This window comes from Caulobacter sp. X (assembly GCF_002742635.1).
Taxonomy (GTDB): Bacteria; Pseudomonadota; Alphaproteobacteria; order Caulobacterales; family Caulobacteraceae; genus Caulobacter.
In genome coordinates this window covers 2,129,269-2,145,946 of sequence record NZ_PEGF01000001.1, presented here as the reverse complement: position 1 = coordinate 2,145,946, position 16,678 = coordinate 2,129,269, and the positions used below count along the sequence as shown (strand labels likewise).

The following is a 16,678-nucleotide window of genomic DNA, read 5'->3' as shown; positions in this document are numbered from 1 at the left end:
CATCGTTTTCTGCCTTCGGGGGCCGATGGGCTCCGCCCGAAGAGGGCCGTCCGCTAGAAAGAAGACGGTCTGGAAGCCCGGGCGACGAGCGCCGGGGGTGAGCGGATCATCTCACGGAACGGCGGTTTGTCAATCTTAGTGCGAACGCACGCAAGCTTGGCCGTCTATTCGTTAGCGCGCGCGAGCGGCGACGCCTTCGAAGCTCCCAAGGGCTCCATCGCGGCGTATCGCGCGATCAGAGGATCAGCGGCCGCCTGGGCCAGGACCCAGTCCCGGAAGGCGGCGATCTTGCGAACTCGCGCGCGCTCGCTGGGGTAGGCCAGCCAGTAGCCGCCGGAATAGCGGGCCACCACATCGAACGGCATGATCAGGCGCCCTTCCGCCAACTCGCGGGCGAAGAAGATCGGAGAGCCCAGCGCCGCGCCCTGATCCGCCAAGGCGCTTGCGACCTCCAGCGTCTGGGCGTCCGAGGTCAGGCGCGGCGCCAGGCGGTCGGAGATCCCGGTGACGCCGGCGGCATGGAACCACTCCTCCCATTCGCGCGCCACGCCGACGCGCGGCGCATCCAGCAGATCTTCGGGACGGGAAAGCCCGCCGATGCGCTCCAGGAACCGAGGAGAGACCAGGGGCGTCTGGACCGCCGGGATCAGGAAATGAGCCGCCATGCCCGGCCACTGTCCCTGACCCCCGCGCAGCGCGACATCAAGGCCCTCGCGCGCCAGGTCGGCGACCCGGCTTGAGGCCTCCAACCGCACGGCGATGCGCGGGTGCGCGATCTGGAACTCACCCAGGCGCGGCGCCAGCCACTGGCCGCCCAGGCTCTGGACGGTCGTGATGGACAGCACCCCCTCCTCGGTCTCGACCAGATCGGAGATGGTGGAGCGCAGCAGCGACAGCGCCTCGGTCGCCGCCCGGGACAGGCGCTCGCCGGCGGGGGTCAGGGTCACCTCGCGCGGCAGGCGGTTGAACAGCGGCTGGTCCAGCCTTTGCTCCAGAGCCTTCACCTGCCAGCTGACGGCCGCCTGCGTCATGCCCAGCTCGCCTGCGGCGCGGGTGAAGCTCTTCAGGCGAGCGGCCGCCTCGAACACGCGGATCGCGCTGAGGGGCAGGCGGGCGAGGATGTCTGACATAAGCGTAGCCTATGGATAGCCAAGGAAGCCGCGTTTGTCATCCGTTCGTCGAACGGCGAAATTCCGATGCGTTTCAAGCAAAGGAAGACGGCGATGATGGACACCGCCCTTCAGACCCATAAGCAAAGCTCTTTCGGCTGGCTGGCGGCGCTGCAGGCCTTCTGGCGCGCTCTGCGAACGCCTTGCCCGGCCCGTAAGTATCCCCGCCTGATCGCGCCTCGATAAGCTTCAAGCCAAAGAAAAGGCCCCGGCGTCACCGCCGGGGCCTCGATCTTTCGCGATGCGCTGAAGATTACTCTTCGGTCGCGGCGGCCTTCGGGCCACCGGCGCGCTCGGCGATACGCGCCGACTTACCGCGGCGGTCGCGCAGGTAGTACAGCTTGGCGCGACGGACGACGCCGCGACGCTTGACTTCGATGCTTTCGATGCTCGGCGACAGCAGCGGGAACAGACGCTCCACGCCTTCGCCGAACGAAATCTTACGGACCGTGAAGCTCTCGTGGACGCCAGCGCCTTGACGGGCGATGCAGACGCCTTCGTAGGCCTGAACGCGCTCGCGCTCGCCTTCCTTGATCTTCACGTTGACGCGCAGGGTGTCGCCGGGACGGAAGTCCGGGATCGCGCGGGCGGCCAGCAGACGGGCCGATTCTTCTTGCTCGAGCTGAGCGATGATATTCGCAGCCATGATCTAGTCTCCTTGGGGCTTTCCCCCTTTGGGGGCGCCTTTTGCCTGTTGATTGGCGAGGTGGGCCTCCCAGAGATCCGGGCGCCGCTCGCGGGTCGCTTCTTCACGCATACGCTTGCGCCATTGGTCGATCTTCTTGTGATCGCCCGACAGCAGCACCTCGGGGATGTCGAGCCCTTCGAACGTCCGCGGCCTGGTGTACTGCGGATGCTCGAGGAGACCGTCCTCGAAGCTTTCTTCCAGCGTGCTCTCGATGTTCCCCAGAACCCCCGGGGCAAGTCGAACACACGCCTCGATCACGACCATCGCCGCCGCTTCGCCACCGGCGAGCACGGCGTCTCCGACCGAGACCTCCTCGAACCCTCGGGCGTCGAGCACCCGTTGGTCCACCCCCTCGAAGCGGCCGCACAGCACCACGATACCGGGGGCCTTGGACCACTCTCGAACGCGCGCCTGGGTCAGGGGCCTGCCCCGGGCGCTCATGTACAAAAGCGGCCGCCCGCCGAGGTCCACGCTGTCCAGCGCAGAGGCGATAACGTCCGCTTTGAGCACGGCTCCCGCGCCGCCACCCGCGGGGGTGTCGTCGAGGAAGCCGCGCTTATCCTTGGAAAAGGCCCGAATGTCCAGCGTTTCCAGACGCCAAAGATCCTGTTCCTTCCAGGCGGACCCGATCATCGAGACGCCAAGCGGGCCCGGAAAGGCCTCGGGGAACATGGTCAGGACGGTGGCGGTGAACGGCATGGGCGCTGTTTAGCCGCAGCGGGCGCGAGAGTCGAAGGTCCGCTTATTTACCCAAGGGGTTACCGGCTTGTTCACCAGGGGCGTTCAAGGTCGCCAGACCCTGGTTGGATTGCCTGATGTCGCGTCTTCTCCGCTTTTTCCGCCGTCTCGGGCGTGATGACCGGGGGGCGATCGCCATCCAGTTCGCGCTGCTGGCCATCCCGCTGTCGATCCTGGTCTTCGCCCTGATCGATCTTGGCCGCATCAGCCTGCAACGCCACCAGATGCAGGACGCTCTGGACGCGGCGACCTTGATCGCCGCGCGATCCACGGCGGTGACGGACGCCGAGCTGGAAGCGGTCGGCGACCCGGCCTTCCTCGCCGAAGCCGCGGGCCTGAACCTTAGCCTCTCGGCGTCGAACGCCAGCTTCAAGGCCGGGACGGGCAATCACATCCTGGGGACGGCCAGCGCCACGGTGAAGCCGATCATCGCCAACCTCTGGACCAAGGCGGACTTCAACGTCACCGCCACGTCCGACGTCATCCGGTCGTCGAAGAACCTGGAGGTCGCGGTCGTCCTGGATATCACCGGCTCGATGAGCGGGACGAGGATCGCGGACCTGAAGACCGGGGCTTCGGATCTCGTGGACATCGTGGTCAAGGACGACCAGACGCCGTTCTATTCGAAGGTCGCCATCGTCCCCTATTCGGTCGGGGTGAATGTCGGGAGCTATGCCGACGCCGTGCGCGGCGCCGTGACCGCCCGCGCCATCACCAATGTCAGCAAGGCCAACCCCGCCGTCGTCACGTCGGCCAGCCACGGGTTCATCGTGGGCGACAAGGTGACCATCAGCGGCGTTTCCGGTCCGACCATGCTGAATGGGACCACCTACAGCGTTACGTCGGCGACGACGAACAGCTTCACGATCAATGCGAACACCTCAAGCGCCCCCAGCTATGTCTCCGGCGGCGTGGCGACCTGCAACACCAGCACCAACCCGGGGTGCCTGAACTTCACCTTCACCAGCGCGAACTTCACGACGGAGACTCGGGCGCTCAGCACCTGCGTGACCGAGCGGACGGGGACCTATGCCTATGCCGATATGGCGCCGAGCGTCGCGCCGGTGGGGCGAAACTATCCTACGCCCAGCTCCAACCCCTGCCCATCGGCCACCATCACGCCGCTGTCCAGCGATCGCACGGCGCTGAAGGGCCAGATCAGCGCCCTGGCCGCCGCCGGTTCCACGGCCGGTCAGGTCGGCTTCGCCTGGGGCTGGTACATGGTCTCGCCGACCTTCGGCTATCTGTGGCCCAGCGCCCCGCAGCGTCCCGCGCCCTATGGCGCCAAGGATCTCGTGAAGGTGGTGGTGCTGATGACCGACGGCGCCTTCAACACGCCCTATTGCAAGGGCGTGATCGCCAAGGACGCAGGGTCCGGTAGCGGCTCGGCCAGCGATCACATCAATTGTACGGCCACCAACGGCGATGCGTTCACCCAGACCCGCAAGCTGTGCGACGCCATGAAGGATCCGGCGCTGAAGCTGACCATTTTCACCGTGGGCTTCGACGTCGGCGGCGACGCCAACGCCGTGAACATGCTGAAGTACTGCGCCACCGACGCCCAGCACGTCTATTTCCCGGCGACGGGCTCGGAGTTGAAGACGGCCTTCAAGTCCATCGCCCAGGAGATCTCGTCGCTGCGGATCGCCAAATAGAAAAGGCGGCGACCGGATGGCCGCCGCCCTTGATGGCTCAGCTCGGCTCGGGCCTAGGCCAGCTTGATCTCGCGCAGGCGCTGCTGGAGGAACTCGTCGGCGGTGATCGATTCCGGATAGCGGTCCGGGTTCTGCGCCGTGACGCAGTTGGGCAGCGTCTTGATCTCGTAGTCCGACGCGAAATGCAGGAAGAACGGCGTCGAATAGCGCGCGAAGCCCCGGCGCTCCGGCGGCGGATTGACCACGCGGTGCACGGTCGACGGCAGGACGTGGTTGGTCAGGCGCTCCAGCATGTCGCCGATGTTGATCACTAGGCAGCCGGGCGGCGGGTTGATCGGCAGCCACTGGCCGTCGCGGTCCAGCACTTCAAGCCCGCCTTCCTCGGCGCCCAGCAGCAGGGTGATGGTGTTGATGTCGCCATGGGCGCCGGCGCGCACGCCGGTCGCATCCATCGGGATCGGCGGATAGTGCAGCAGGCGCAGCACGCTGTTGCCGTCCTGGATGGTCGGATAGAAGAAGTCGCGGTCCAGCTTCAGGTACGCGGCGATCGCCTCCAACACCTTGCCGCCCATGCCGTCCAGAGCGTTGTACAGCCAGCTGACGTCATGCTTGAACGCGGGGATCTCGGCCGGCCAGACGTTGTCGGCCATGTGGGCGCGGAAGCGGTGGCCGGGCGGCAGCTCGCGGCCCATGTGCCAGAATTCCTTGAGGTCGTAGTGGTCGGCGCCCTTGGCGGTCTCGACCCCGAACGGGATATAGCCGCGCGCGCCGCCCTTCACGCCGGCGTAGTGCTTCTTGGTCTCGACGGGCAGGGCGAAGAAGGCCTTGGCGGCGTCGACGGCGGCGTCGATGCGCGCTTGATCCAGGTCATAGTCCGACAGGACCGCGAAGCCGTAGCGTTCGAAAGACGCGCCGAGCTCTTGGGAGAAGCGCGTGAAGTCCTTCGCATACAGCGAGAAGGAAACCGGAGCGATGGCGGAGTTGGACACGTCGACGAGCCTTGGGTCTGCAAGCTTCTGAATGAGTAAGTTCCTTCTTACTACACCGCGCGGCGACGGACGCGAAGGGCGTTCGTTTCGCCGACGGCGCGGGAGGGGAACTTGACCATAAGTCGGGCGTTTGCCCGTCGGACCTTGATCTACAACAAACCAGCGAGGGTTGCGATGACGCGCAAGTTTGCTTTGGCCGCCGTTCTTGTGGGCGCGGGCGCGCTGGCCGCCTGCACGACCACCGACCCCTATACCGGCATGCCGGTCCGCAACAACACCGGCACGGGCGCGCTGGCCGGAGCCGGCGCTGGCGCGTTGCTTGGCTATCTGACCAACACCAACAAGGGCGAGCAGGGCCGCAAGAACGCCCTGATCGGCGCGGGGATCGGCGCTCTGGCCGGCGGCGCGATCGGCAACTACATGGATCGCCAGCAGGCTGATTTCCGCCGCAGCCTGGAAGGCTCGGGCGTGATGATCCGCCGCAACGGCGACCAGATCGTGCTCGTCATGCCCAGCGACGTCACCTTCGCCGTCGATCGTTCCGACGTGCAGCCGCAGTTCACGCGCGTGCTGGACGACGTGGCGCGCACGCTGAACGCCTATCCCCAGACCACGATCGACGTCGTCGGCCACGCCGACTCCAGCGGCCCGGACGACTACAATCAGGTTCTCTCGGAGCGCCGGGCCAGCGCCGTGGCGGGCTACCTGACGAACGAAGGACGGGTGATGCCTGACCGCGTCTTCGTGGCCGGCATGGGCGAGCGCCAGCCGATCGCCGACAATTCCACCGCCGCGGGCCGCGCCCAGAACCGCCGGGTGGAGATCGTCCTGCGGCCCCTGACGCGCTAGCCTGGTCCGCTTCGGGGCCCTTACGGGCACGAAGCGGTTGCTTTTCGCCGCTGTCGTCGCCAAGTCGTCACCTTCGAGCAATGCGAGGGCGAAGTGGCCAAGACAGCGAGCGATAGCGTCAGCCTGACGCGGCAGGCCTACGCCCTGACCGATGACCTGATGACGCCGAACGCGGCCGTCTACTGGGTCGACCTACTGATCTCGGCCGCTCTGATGTGGGGCGGCTTCCTGCTGGCCGCGACCACGTCGAGCCTTCCGGTCGGCCTGGTCGCCGGCTTGATCAGCGTGCTGGCGCTTTATCGCGCGCTGAGTTTCATCCACGAACTGACTCACATCCGCGACGACGAGGCGCCAGGCTTTCGCGTGGGCTGGAACGTGCTGGTCGGCGTACCCTTGATGACGCCGTCGCTGATGTACGAGGGTGTGCACAACGTCCATCACGTCAAGGATCGCTTCGGCACGGCGCTGGATCCGGAATACCTGCCGCTGTCGCGCTACACGCCCCTGTCGCTGGCTGGCTTCCTGTTCGTCGCCCTGCTGGCGCCGATCGGCGTGCTGATCCGTTCGGCCATCGTCATCCCGCTCTCGTTCTTGGTCCCGCCGCTGCGCCGTGTCCTCAAGCAGCGCCTGTCGGCGCTGGTCATCAATCCCGACTTCGTGCGCGAGGACATGGCGAAGATGCGCCCGGCCTGGCTGGTCCAGGACATCGCCTGCTGGCTCTGGTCGTGGGGGCTGATCGCCGCGACGGTAGCCGGCGTGCTGCCGATCCGTTTCGTGCTGACGGGCCTGGCGATCTTCTCGCTGGCCACCTTCGTCAACCAGGCCCGGACCCTGGTCGCGCACCACTGGGACAATGACGGCGGCAAGATGAGCCTGGACGAGCAGTTCCTGGACTCGGTCAACGTCCCGCCGCCGAACCTGGCGTCCGAGCTCTGGGCGCCCGTGGGTTTGCGCTACCACGCCCTGCACCATCTGCTGCCCAAGCTGCCCTACCACAATCTTGGCAAGGCCCATGCTCGCCTGGCCCAAGCCCTGGCGCCAGATTCGCTCTATCATCGCGCTTCCCAGAAGGGCCTGTTCGAAGCTCTGACGGCGCTGTTCCGTCGCGTGGCGCAAAAGCCCGCCGTAGTTTCCCGAGGGCCGAGCGCCGCCGAATAGTTGTGAGCGCTCGACAAGGCCAAGTTCTAACGGCATGAGAACTCTTCGGCGGCGAGGCAATGTTTGTCCGTCGCCATCATGTTTGAGCGTCCTATGTCGCTTTCCTTGTCGCTTCCTCGGCACCAGGCTGGCACCCGATTATCGCCGGGGCGGCAAGGCGTCGCCGACTTCGCCGAGGCGATCGCCCCCGTCTTCGACACCCGCCTGAGGGACGTCGCCGCCTCCGGTCCCGATCTGTGGATCAGCAGCGTCAATGTCGGCCCGATGCTTCTGGGCTACGCTCACATGAGCGGCGGGACCTACAGCTATGGGCGCGACCACAGGAAGGTCGCCGCGACGGGGCTCGACCTCATCCTGGTGCAGATCATCGCCGAGGGCGGCGATCGCCGGGAGGCCTATCGCGGCGAGGTGGAGGCCTCGGTCGGGGACGTCTGCCTGCTGGATCTCACGCGACCGTTCCGCTCGGAAGCTCAGACTTGCGGAAATTTCAGTCTGGCCATTCCTCGCGAGGCGTTGGCGGCGCGCGATCGTGACCTCGATGACCTGCACGGTCGCGTCCTGAGGCGCGACACCGCCGCGGCTCGGCTGTTCAAGAGCCATGTCGAGACGCTGTGGAGCGTCGCCGGACAGCTCTCCGTGGCCGACGCGCCCATCGTCGGACGAACCACCATCGATCTGCTCGCCGGGCTGGCCATGCCGGCCTCGGGCGATCCAGCGGCCCGGGCGGCGATCGCGGAATCGCAGCTTGGCCGTATCCGGCGCTTCATCGACGCCAACCTGGACGATCCGTATCTGGGGGCCGAGGTGCTGTGCCGGCGGTTCGGTCTTTCGCGGGCCTCGCTCTATCGCCTTTTCGCGCCGCTGGGCGGGGTCCGCGAGCACATCCAAAACCGACGCCTGCGTCGGGCGTTCGACGCGCTGACCGACCCGTCGCTGAGCCACCTGTCGCTGAGCCAGGTTGTCGAGGGCCACGGCTTCTCGGCCTGGTCCAGCTTCGCGCGGGCGTTCAAGACCAGGTTCGGCCTTGCGCCCGGCGAGGCGCGCGAGATCGGCGCGGCGGCGGCTCTGCACGCCAGCGCCGCCGAGGCGCGAGGCCAGGGTCTGCCCGATTGGCTCCGCGCCCTGGATGGCGCAGACCTCTAGGCCCTATTCCGCGCCTTCCTGCTGGGCCCGCTCGCGCAGCTCCTCGTCGAGACTGGCGGTGTCCCACGCGCCGCCGGCGTCCCCGGGGCGCATGCGGTGCAGGTCGGCGTCCAGCAACCGATCCATGGTCTGGGCCGCGTCGCGCGAGGCCAGGATATAGGCCTCCTCCTGGCCCCACATGGGGCGCAGCTCCTCGAACATCCGGCGATCGTGGCGGCGGAAGAAGGCGGCCGCCCGATGCGCGCGGTGGGCGCGGAAGCCCAGCTTCTGCAGCGCCGTCGCGCCCAGCGCCAGAGCGGACTCGAAGGTCTCGCGCTCCACCGCGTCGGCGCCGTTGGCCAGCAGGTCGTAGGCGTGGCGGCGGTCCCAGGCCCGCGCCAGGATGATGAGGTCGGGGAAGGCCTTGCGCGCGGTCTCGACCAGTTCGACCGTCTTCTCGCGGTCGTCCAGGGCGACGATCAGCATCCGCGCGCGGTCCGCGCCCGCCTGCCTCAGCAGGTCGAGGCGCGTGGCGTCGCCATAGTGCACGCGGCGCCCAAAGCGGCGCAGCAGCTCGATCTGCTCGATATCGCTGTCCAGAACCGTCGACTTGAAGCCGTTGGCCGACAGCAGGCGACCGGTGATCTGGCCGAAGCGGCCGAAGCCGGCGATGATGATATCGGGCTCGCCCTCGTCGAAATCGCCAGTGTCGGGGACCACGTCGGGGATGGCCGCGTCCATCAGGGCGGCGACGCGCTCGTAGAGGATCATGGCGACGGGGGTCAGGGCCATCGAGACGGCCACGGCGGCGGTCAGCAGCGCCGCCAGCGACGCGCCGATCACGCCGGCGCCGACCGTGAAGCTCAGAAGAACGAAGGCGAACTCCCCGCCCTGGGCCAGCGCCGCGGCCACCGCCATGGCGCCGCGCTTGGGCGCGCCGAATAGTCGGGCCAGGCCGTAAAGCACCAGGAATTTCAGGGCCATCAGACCCAGGACCAGCCCGGCCAGCAGCAGCGGCTGGCGCGCGATCAGCGGCAGGTCGACGCCAGCCCCGACTGTGATGAAGAAGAGGCCCAGCAGCAGGCCGCGGAACGGCTCGATGTCCGTCTCCAGCTCGCGCCGGAACTCGCTTTCGGCCAGCACCACGCCGGCCAGGAAGGCGCCGAGGGCGGGCGAGAGGCCGACGATCTGCATCAAGCTGGCGACCGCCACGACGATCAGCAGAGCCGAGGCGGTGAAGATCTCGCGCAGGCGCGCCTTGGCGATGAAGCGGAACACGGGCCGCACCAGATAGCGACCGCCGCCGACCACGGCCGCGACCGCCGCGAACACCGAAAGGCCCTGGGCCCAGGCCGGCAGGTGGGCGATCAGGCTGGCGCCGCCGTGCCCGCTCGCGTCGCCATGGGTCTGGGGCGCGACCGTGGCCAGCAGCGGCAGCAGGGCGAACATCGGTATGACTGCCAGGTCCTGCAGCAGCAGGATCCCGAACGCCGCGCGGCCAACCGGTCCTTGCCGCAGCCCCTTCTCGTCAAGGGTCTGCAGCACGATGGCCGTCGAGGACATCGCCAACACCATGCCGACCGCCAGAGCCGTCTGCCAGGGCAGGCCCAGCAGCATGGCCGCGCCCGCGATCGCCAGCGAGGTGCAGACCACCTGGGTCCCGCCGAAGCCGAAGATGGCCTTGCGCATGTCCCACAGCATCGTGGGACGCACCTCGAGGCCGATCAGGAACAGCAGGATGACGACGCCGAACTCGGCGAACTTCATGACGTCGGCCTGGGCGCCGACCAGCGACAGGGCGTAGGGACCGATGACGACGCCGGCGATCAGGTAGCCCAGCACCGAACCGAGACCGAGCCGCTTGGCGATCGGCACCGAGACGACCGACGCGCCCAGATAGACCAGAGCCTGGGTGAGGAAGTTTTCCATCCGTCCTTAGGCCTCCGTGCGCCCAGAAACGCGAGAGACCGGAAGCAGCGAGGCGATCCGCGCCTTGTAGCGCTCGGCTTCCGCCTTCAGGGCCGCGTCGTCCTTGACCGACGCGCCATGCACGACGAAGGGCGTCTCCCATTCCATGCCGCACAGGTGGGCGGTCTGCTCCAGCGGGCGTAGAAACTCGTCCATGCTGAAGCGGTTGTAGCCGTGGGCGTGATAGGCCTTGGCCGAGCCGCCGGTGGTGCAGGTCACGAACAGCTTCTTGCCCTTCAGCGCCTCGCCGCCCTCGCCATAGGCGAAACCGTGCAGCCAGACGATGTCCAGCCACTCCTTCAGCAGGGACGGCGTCGAGTACCAGAACAGCGGGAACTGCAAGGCCACGACGTCGTGAGCTGTCAGGGCGGCCTGCTCGGTCTCGATATCGACCACGAAGTCAGGATAGGTCTCGTACAGGTCCTTGAAAGTGACCCCGGAGAGGCTCTTGGCCGCCTTGGCCAGGGTGCGATTGGCGCGTGAGCGTTCAAGCGCGGGGTGGGCCAGCACCAGGAGCAGGCCGGAGGTGGCGGGTGTCACCGAGCCGGTGTTAGCGTCAGGCATCTGGGGCCCTTCCGGAAAAAGAATTCATCAAGGGTTGAATTTCTTCGTGGCTCGGGCGACACGGTTCGCCAAACACCCGACTAGCAGGTTGGGACAAGGGAGACACCATGGTCGACAAGGTGAAGAAAGACGCCGTCGAGGCCCTGGCCGGGCTGCTCAAGGACGGCATGACCATCATGGCCGGCGGCTTTGGCCTCTGCGGCATCCCGGAGAACCTGATCGCGGCGATCCGCGAGGCGGGGGTGAAGGACCTCACGGTCGTCTCCAACAATTGCGGCGTCGACGGCTTCGGCCTGGGCATCCTGCTGGAAAACCGCCAGATCAAGAAGATGGTCTCGTCCTATGTGGGTGAGAACAAGCTGTTCGAACAGCTCTACCTGAGCGGTGAGCTGGAGCTGGAGTTCAATCCGCAGGGTACGCTGGCCGAACGCATCCGTGCGGGCGGGGCGGGCATCCCCGCCTTCTTCACGCGCACCGGCTACGGCACCCTGGTCGCCGAGGGCAAGGAGGTCCGCGAGTTTGACGGCGAAATGTACGTGATGGAGCGCGGCCTGACCGCCGACCTCGCGATCGTCAAGGCCTGGAAGGGCGACGCCGAGGGCAACCTGATCTACCGGAAGACCGCGCGGAACTTCAATCCGATGATGGCGACGGCTGGCCGGGCCACCGTGGTCGAGGTCGAGGAGCTGGTCGAGATCGGCGCCCTGGACAAGGACGCGATCCACACCCCCGGCATCTATGTCGACCGCATCATCAAGGGCGCGAAGTTCGAAAAGCGCATCGAGCGGGTCACCACTCGCCAGAAGGAGACCGCGTAATGGCCTGGACGCGCGACGAGATGGCGGCCCGCGCCGCCAAGGAGCTGCAGGACGGCTTCTACGTGAACCTCGGCATCGGCATTCCGACCCTGGTCGCCAACTACATCCCCGAAGGCATGCACGTGACGCTGCAGAGCGAGAACGGCATGCTGGGCATGGGCCCCTTCCCCTATGAGGGCGAGGAGGACGCCGACCTGATCAACGCCGGCAAGCAGACGATCACTGAACTCGACAGCAGCTCGTACTTCAGCTCGGCCGACAGCTTCGCCATGATCCGCGGCGGGCATATCGCTCTCTCGATCCTGGGCGGCATGCAGGTGGCGCAGAACGGCGACCTCGCCAACTGGATGGTGCCGGGCAAGATGGTCAAGGGCATGGGCGGGGCCATGGACCTCGTGGCTGGCGTCAAGCGCGTGGTGGTGGTCATGGACCACTGCGAAAAGTCCGGCGCGCCCAAGTTCCTGAAAGCCTGCACCCTGCCGCTGACCGGCGCGGGGGTGGTCGACCTGCTGATCACCGAACTCGGCGTCTTCGAGATCAATCGCGGCAAGACGCCGGTCCGGCTGATCGAGCTGGCGCCAGGCGTGACGGTCGATGAGGTCAAGGCCAAGACGGAAGCGGCGTTCGAGACGGCGCTGTAGCGCCGTCTCTTCCCAGACTACTTGCGCTTCGGCTCCGGCGGCAGGCCGGTGACCGGGTCGCGGGGCAGGGGCGCGAAGCCTTCGGCGATGAACAGGTCGATCCGGCGCGAGCGCTTCTTATCGAGGCGCACGCGCGAGATCTCCAGGCCAGACGTCGCCTTGAAGTCCTGTTCGATCTCGGGGCGATAGCCGCCCTCAAGGCTGACGATCAGGGCGCGGCGGCCATAGGCGGCGTCGAGCGGCGCCTCGGTCTCGGCCTGGTTCTGCGGCGCGATCTCGTGCACCCACATGCGCAGCGGCGGCGCGCCAGGCTGGCCGAAATAGTCGCGGCCGTAATAGGCGGCGGCGTTGTAGAGGAAGCGATCGTCCATCGCGACGGCGCTCACCCCGCCGCGCAGGGCCTGCTCCTCTCGGGTCCGGTCGATGATCGCCTGGACGGTCTGGTCCCAGCCGCGCACGCGCTTGAAGCCGTTGGCGAGCCCGACGGCGTCCGCCGCGCGCGGATTGACCATGCAGACCACGAAGAAGGCCGCGAACAGCCCTTGCAGGGCCAGGCCGCCGACCAGCCAGCGACGGGCCTTCCAGCGCAAGAGCCAGCCGGCGGCCAGCACCGAGCCCGCCACGAACGCCGCTCCGGCCCAGTTGGCGTTGGCGCGCGAGACGAAGGCCTCCCCGGCGACGATGATCAGGGGCGGCGCGCTGAAGCACAGCAGCAGAAGGTCCGGCGACTGAATCTTCTTCTTCGCGCCCAGCCAGATCGCGCCGCCCAGCAGCACGCCGAACGGAACCGGGCCGAAGACGCCGAACTGCGAGAGGACGAACTCGCTCAGCTCACGGACATTGAAGAGGTGCGCGCCCCAGTTGGCGTTCGAGGCGGTGTGCTTGACGGTCGAGAAGTGATGGCTGGCGTTCCAGGCGAAGTTCGGCGCCAGGGTCAGGACGAAGGCGAAGGCGAACAGGACGATCGCCGCCGGACACCAGCGGTGGCGCGCCTCCCGCGAGATCAGCGCGTGCAGGACGATGCTGCCCAGCGCGTAGATGGCGGCGTATTTCGACAGGAACGCCAGGCCCAAAGCGACGCCCATGCCCGCCGCCACGAAATAGCGGCGCGGCGCATAGGCATCGGCCAGGTCGACATAGGCCCAGATCGTCAGGGACAGGAAGAAGAGCAGGGGCGCATCGGTGGCGATCAGGCCCGAGGACAGCACGACGCCCGGCATCAGGCTGTAGATCATGGCCGCCACGAGGCCAGACCATCCGCCGTAGAGGCGCCGAGCGATCCGATGAACCACCAGAGCGGTCGCACCGTGCAGCAGCGGCGCCGACAGCCGCACCCAGGCCTCGGCGTCGCCGCCGATCTTGGTGGTCAGCCAGATCAGCCAGGCGATCATCGGCGGCTTGGAGAAGTAGCCGAAGGCCAGCTCCCGCGACCACAGCCAGTACTGGGCCTCGTCCGGATAGAGTTCCAGAGGCGTCGCGAACAGCGCCGCCAGACGCAGAATCGTCAGCCCCGCCACCATCAGCAGGGTCAGCCGCCAGGCGCGGATTTCGGCGGATTTCGGGGCCGAGTCGGGTCGAGGTGTCATGACGTCCGATTAAACAAGTAAGAAAAATCTGACCAATTCTTCCGCGTTTCCGGGGCTTTGTGACAGTTTCTGGGCAGGCGTGGCGTTTCCGTCACCAAACCTTCGAAAACTTTCTGTAAACGGCCGGAAACGACGCGAGACCGTGCTTTCAGGCCTGGGCGCTTCGAAGAATGAGGGGATCCTTCCGCATGAAAATGAAAAACTTCGCCCTGGCGACCACCGCCCTGGTCGGTTGTCTGATGGCCGCCGGCGCCGCGATGGCCCAATCGTCGGGTACGACGGAAGTCGACAAGGTCGTCGTCACCGCGACCGGCCAGAAGTCGATCGACGGCGCCGTCGTCGCCGAGACCGCGCCGAAGTCGCGCTCGACCATCACTCAAGAGTACATCGGCCGCCAGGCCGCCGGCCAGACGATCGTTCAGACGCTGAACAACGTGCCGGGGTTGAACTTCACCAACAACGACCCGTATGGCAACAGCGGCGGCAACATCCGTCTGCGCGGCTTCGATGGTAATCGCATCTCGCTGACCTTCGACGGCATTCCGACGAACGACACCGGCAACTATGCTCTGTATTCGAACCAGCAGCTGGATCCGGAACTGATCGAGCGCGCCAACGTCACGACCGGCCAGACCGACGTCGACACCCCGACCATCTCGGCCACCGGCGGCGTGATCAACTATACCACGCTGAAGCCGACGACCGACATGGGCGCGACCGTCGACGCCTCCTACGGCAGCTTCAACTACCGCCGCTTCTTCGGCCTGATCCAGACCGGCGAATTCGGCCCCTGGGGCACCAAGGCCTGGGCCTCGGCCTCGTACACCAAGTACGACAAGTTCAAGGGCGAGGGCGACCTCGAGAAGAAGCAGTTCAACGCTCGTATCTGGCAGGATATCGGCACGAAGGGCGACTATATCGCTCTGTCGGCCCACTGGAACGAGAACCGCAACTTCAACTACAACTACGCCCAGCTGGGCACCGCCGACGGCACGATCCTTCCTGAAACCGCCGTCTACGGCTGGGACTGGGATTACCGCAACAACACCTCGGCCACGACCGGCATCTACGACTGGATCAAGCCGACCGCCGTCGCCGGCTCGCGCGACACCGATCCGAACGGCAGCAACTGGTGGGGCGGCCGCATCAATCCGTCGAACACCGGCAACATCCGCCTCAAGTCGCGCTTCACCCTGGCCGACAGCCTGATCTTCACGTTCGACCCGTCGTTCCAGTACGTGATGGCCAACGGCGGCACCCAGCAGGTGGCGATCAACGAATACGACGCCAAGCTGGTCGGTACGGCCACCAGCTTCCCGACCTGTAAGGTGGGCGCGATCTCGTCGACCAACCGCGGCGTCGACCTGAACGGCGACGGCGACTGCATGGACTCCGTCCGTTACATGTCGCCCTCGAACACCAACACCCGTCGCTATGGCCTGAACACCTCGCTGATCTGGCGCCTGAACGACGACAACACCTTCCGCCTGGCCTACACCTTCGACCGCGGTCGTCACCGTCAGACCTCGGAAGCCGGCTACGTCGATCAGTCGACGGGCTTCATGAAGAATTGGTTCGGGGGCAAGGAAACCTGGGGCGGCGATCGCATCGTCGGCGCCGACGGCGCTCTGCTCCGCTTCCGCGACCGTTTTTCGATCGCCGAGCTGCAGCAAGTCGCGCTTGAGTATCGCGGCCGCTTCATGGACGACAAGCTGAACGTCACCATCGGCGTCCAGCACAAGGAGTTCACGCGCGAGCTGAACCAGTACTGCTACACCTCGAACGGCACCAGCACCGTGCTCTGCACCACCCAGACGCCGAACGCTGCGCTTGCCAACGGCAACGTGACCTTCGGCACGTCGTCGACCCAGTACATCCCGCCGTTCGCCTATAACGCCAAGGTCAAGAAGACCCTGCCGAACGTCGGCCTGTCGTACACGCTGGACACGCACAACACGTTCTACGCCAGCTACTCGGAGCAAATCTCGGCTCTGCGTACGGACAGCTACTACACCGTCCAGCGTCAGACCGACGGCTCGATCGCTTCGCTGAGCGCTAAGCCGGAAGCGACCAAGACCGGTGAAGTGGGTTGGCGTTTCAACGCCCAAGGCTACTACGCCACGGTCAGCGCCTATAAGACGCAGTTCAAGAACCGTGTCGTCAGCACCTATGACCCCGACTCCGACACCTACCGCGAACGCAACGTGGGTTCGGTCGACATCAAGGGTCTGGAAGGTCAAATCGGCGGCCGTATCACGCCGGAATTGTCGGTGGCCGCTTCGGCGACCTACACCGACGCCAAGTACCAAGACCCGCTCCTGGTCGTGAAGCCGAACGTCTACGCGCCGATCAACGGCAAGCAGCTGGTCGAAACCCCGAAGGTCATGTTCGGCGGCCGGATCAACTACGAAGAAGGTCCGTTCTCGTTCGGCATCCAGGGCAAGTACACCGGCAAGCGCTACGCCACGGACATGAACGACCTGGCCGTGGACGGTTACGCCCTGTTCGACCTGGACGTCCGTTACAAGCTCGACGCCGTCCTGAAGGGCTCCTACGTTCAGCTGAACGTCTGGAACATCTTCGACAAGGAATACTACGGCAGCCTGGGCACCCAGGTGACGGCCGCCTCGGCCGCCACCAAGACCCTGTACGGCATCACGAACCAGCCCTACGGCTACATCGGTGCGCCGCGCACGGCTCAGCTGACGTTCCGCGTCGACTTCTAAGCTGATC

General features: G+C 66.4%; 14 protein-coding genes and 1 pseudogene. 7 read left to right on the top strand and 8 right to left on the bottom strand.

What is annotated here, in order from left to right:
- Window positions 1-164: 164 nt before the first annotated feature.
- The 3 genes from CSW60_RS09880 to trmD form a co-directional block, all read right to left on the bottom strand.
- On the bottom strand, window positions 165-1,130 hold the full coding sequence (locus CSW60_RS09880) for a LysR substrate-binding domain-containing protein (protein WP_099537083.1): 966 nt from the start codon (window positions 1,128-1,130) through the stop codon (window positions 165-167).
- 292 nt (window positions 1,131-1,422) lie between these two features.
- Window positions 1,423-1,815: a 50S ribosomal protein L19 gene (rplS, locus tag CSW60_RS09875; RefSeq protein WP_066681315.1), complete on the bottom strand. Its 393-nt coding sequence runs from the start codon at window positions 1,813-1,815 to the stop codon at window positions 1,423-1,425.
- A 3-nt stretch (window positions 1,816-1,818) separates the two neighbouring features.
- Window positions 1,819-2,556: a tRNA (guanosine(37)-N1)-methyltransferase TrmD gene (gene trmD / locus CSW60_RS09870; RefSeq protein ID WP_099537082.1), complete on the bottom strand. Its 738-nt coding sequence runs from the start codon at window positions 2,554-2,556 to the stop codon at window positions 1,819-1,821.
- Window positions 2,557-2,672: 116 nt separating this feature from the next.
- On the opposite strand from trmD, the gene CSW60_RS09865 reads away from it, so the two are divergent.
- Complete coding sequence (locus tag CSW60_RS09865) at window positions 2,673-4,250, top strand: ubiquitin-activating E1 FCCH domain-containing protein (protein WP_099537081.1); 1,578 nt, start codon at window positions 2,673-2,675, stop codon at window positions 4,248-4,250.
- 53 nt (window positions 4,251-4,303) lie between these two features.
- Here the strand turns inward: CSW60_RS09865 and CSW60_RS09860 are convergent, their stop codons facing one another.
- Window positions 4,304-5,239 carry an isopenicillin N synthase family oxygenase gene (locus CSW60_RS09860; protein WP_099537080.1) on the bottom strand — a complete coding sequence of 312 codons (936 nt, stop codon included), beginning with the start codon at window positions 5,237-5,239 and terminating at the stop codon, window positions 4,304-4,306.
- Between the two features lie 174 nt (window positions 5,240-5,413).
- Between CSW60_RS09860 and CSW60_RS09855 the strand changes: the two genes are divergently transcribed.
- The 3 genes from CSW60_RS09855 (at window position 5,414) to CSW60_RS09845 (ending at window position 8,389) form a co-directional block, all read left to right on the top strand.
- The gene (locus tag CSW60_RS09855; protein WP_099537079.1) at window positions 5,414-6,088 is read left to right on the top strand and encodes an OmpA family protein; all 675 of its coding nucleotides are present in this window, start codon (window positions 5,414-5,416) and stop codon (window positions 6,086-6,088) included.
- Between the two features lie 93 nt (window positions 6,089-6,181).
- On the top strand, window positions 6,182-7,246 hold the full coding sequence (locus CSW60_RS09850; RefSeq protein ID WP_099537078.1) for a fatty acid desaturase: 1,065 nt from the start codon (window positions 6,182-6,184) through the stop codon (window positions 7,244-7,246).
- Between the two features lie 93 nt (window positions 7,247-7,339).
- Window positions 7,340-8,389 (top strand): helix-turn-helix domain-containing protein, encoded by a 1,050-nt coding sequence (locus tag CSW60_RS09845; protein ID WP_161495641.1) that lies wholly within the window; start codon window positions 7,340-7,342, stop codon window positions 8,387-8,389.
- A gap of 3 nt (window positions 8,390-8,392) precedes the next feature.
- Here the strand turns inward: CSW60_RS09845 and CSW60_RS09840 are convergent, their stop codons facing one another.
- From CSW60_RS09840 to CSW60_RS24000, 3 genes and pseudogenes are all read right to left on the bottom strand, one after another.
- On the bottom strand, window positions 8,393-10,297 hold the full coding sequence (locus tag CSW60_RS09840) for a monovalent cation:proton antiporter-2 (CPA2) family protein (protein ID WP_099537076.1): 1,905 nt from the start codon (window positions 10,295-10,297) through the stop codon (window positions 8,393-8,395).
- A gap of 6 nt (window positions 10,298-10,303) precedes the next feature.
- Entirely contained in the window at window positions 10,304-10,900 is a 597-nt protein-coding gene (locus CSW60_RS09835; protein WP_099537075.1) for an NAD(P)H-dependent oxidoreductase, read from the bottom strand.
- Window positions 10,873-11,105, bottom strand: a pseudogene (locus CSW60_RS24000) (hypothetical protein). The gene CSW60_RS09835 and the pseudogene CSW60_RS24000 overlap by 28 nt, the downstream one beginning before the upstream one ends.
- Here CSW60_RS24000 and CSW60_RS09830 point away from each other — a divergent pair.
- Window positions 11,008-11,718, top strand: coding sequence for a CoA transferase subunit A (locus CSW60_RS09830; protein WP_099537074.1), 711 nt, complete (start codon window positions 11,008-11,010; stop codon window positions 11,716-11,718). The pseudogene CSW60_RS24000 and the gene CSW60_RS09830 overlap by 98 nt on opposite strands.
- Complete coding sequence (locus tag CSW60_RS09825) at window positions 11,718-12,359, top strand: 3-oxoacid CoA-transferase subunit B (protein ID WP_099537073.1); 642 nt, start codon at window positions 11,718-11,720, stop codon at window positions 12,357-12,359. Before CSW60_RS09830 ends, CSW60_RS09825 begins: the two co-directional genes overlap by 1 nt.
- Window positions 12,360-12,376: 17 nt before the next feature.
- Here the strand turns inward: CSW60_RS09825 and CSW60_RS09820 are convergent, their stop codons facing one another.
- Entirely contained in the window at window positions 12,377-13,945 is a 1,569-nt protein-coding gene (locus CSW60_RS09820; RefSeq protein ID WP_099537072.1) for a glycosyltransferase family 39 protein, read from the bottom strand.
- Window positions 13,946-14,133: 188 nt separating this feature from the next.
- Here CSW60_RS09820 and CSW60_RS09815 point away from each other — a divergent pair, with 188 nt between their 5' ends.
- Window positions 14,134-16,671, top strand: coding sequence for a TonB-dependent receptor domain-containing protein (locus CSW60_RS09815; protein ID WP_099537071.1), 2,538 nt, complete (start codon window positions 14,134-14,136; stop codon window positions 16,669-16,671).
- Window positions 16,672-16,678: the final 7 nt, after the last annotated feature.

Coding starts and splice junctions, on each gene's coding strand:
- CSW60_RS09840 (WP_099537076.1), bottom strand. CDS start 10,297: ATGGAAAACTTCCTCACCCAGGCTCTGGTCTATCTGGGCGCGTCGGTC.
- CSW60_RS09855 (WP_099537079.1), top strand. CDS start 5,414: ATGACGCGCAAGTTTGCTTTGGCCGCCGTTCTTGTGGGCGCGGGCGCG.
- CSW60_RS09820 (WP_099537072.1), bottom strand. CDS start 13,945: ATGACACCTCGACCCGACTCGGCCCCGAAATCCGCCGAAATCCGCGCC.
- trmD (WP_099537082.1), bottom strand. CDS start 2,556: ATGCCGTTCACCGCCACCGTCCTGACCATGTTCCCCGAGGCCTTTCCG.
- CSW60_RS09880 (WP_099537083.1), bottom strand. CDS start 1,130: ATGTCAGACATCCTCGCCCGCCTGCCCCTCAGCGCGATCCGCGTGTTC.
- CSW60_RS09825 (WP_099537073.1), top strand. CDS start 11,718: ATGGCCTGGACGCGCGACGAGATGGCGGCCCGCGCCGCCAAGGAGCTG.
- CSW60_RS09815 (WP_099537071.1), top strand. CDS start 14,134: ATGAAAATGAAAAACTTCGCCCTGGCGACCACCGCCCTGGTCGGTTGT.
- CSW60_RS09845 (WP_161495641.1), top strand. CDS start 7,340: ATGTCGCTTTCCTTGTCGCTTCCTCGGCACCAGGCTGGCACCCGATTA.
- CSW60_RS09865 (WP_099537081.1), top strand. CDS start 2,673: ATGTCGCGTCTTCTCCGCTTTTTCCGCCGTCTCGGGCGTGATGACCGG.
- rplS (WP_066681315.1), bottom strand. CDS start 1,815: ATGGCTGCGAATATCATCGCTCAGCTCGAGCAAGAAGAATCGGCCCGT.
- CSW60_RS09835 (WP_099537075.1), bottom strand. CDS start 10,900: ATGCCTGACGCTAACACCGGCTCGGTGACACCCGCCACCTCCGGCCTG.
- CSW60_RS09830 (WP_099537074.1), top strand. CDS start 11,008: ATGGTCGACAAGGTGAAGAAAGACGCCGTCGAGGCCCTGGCCGGGCTG.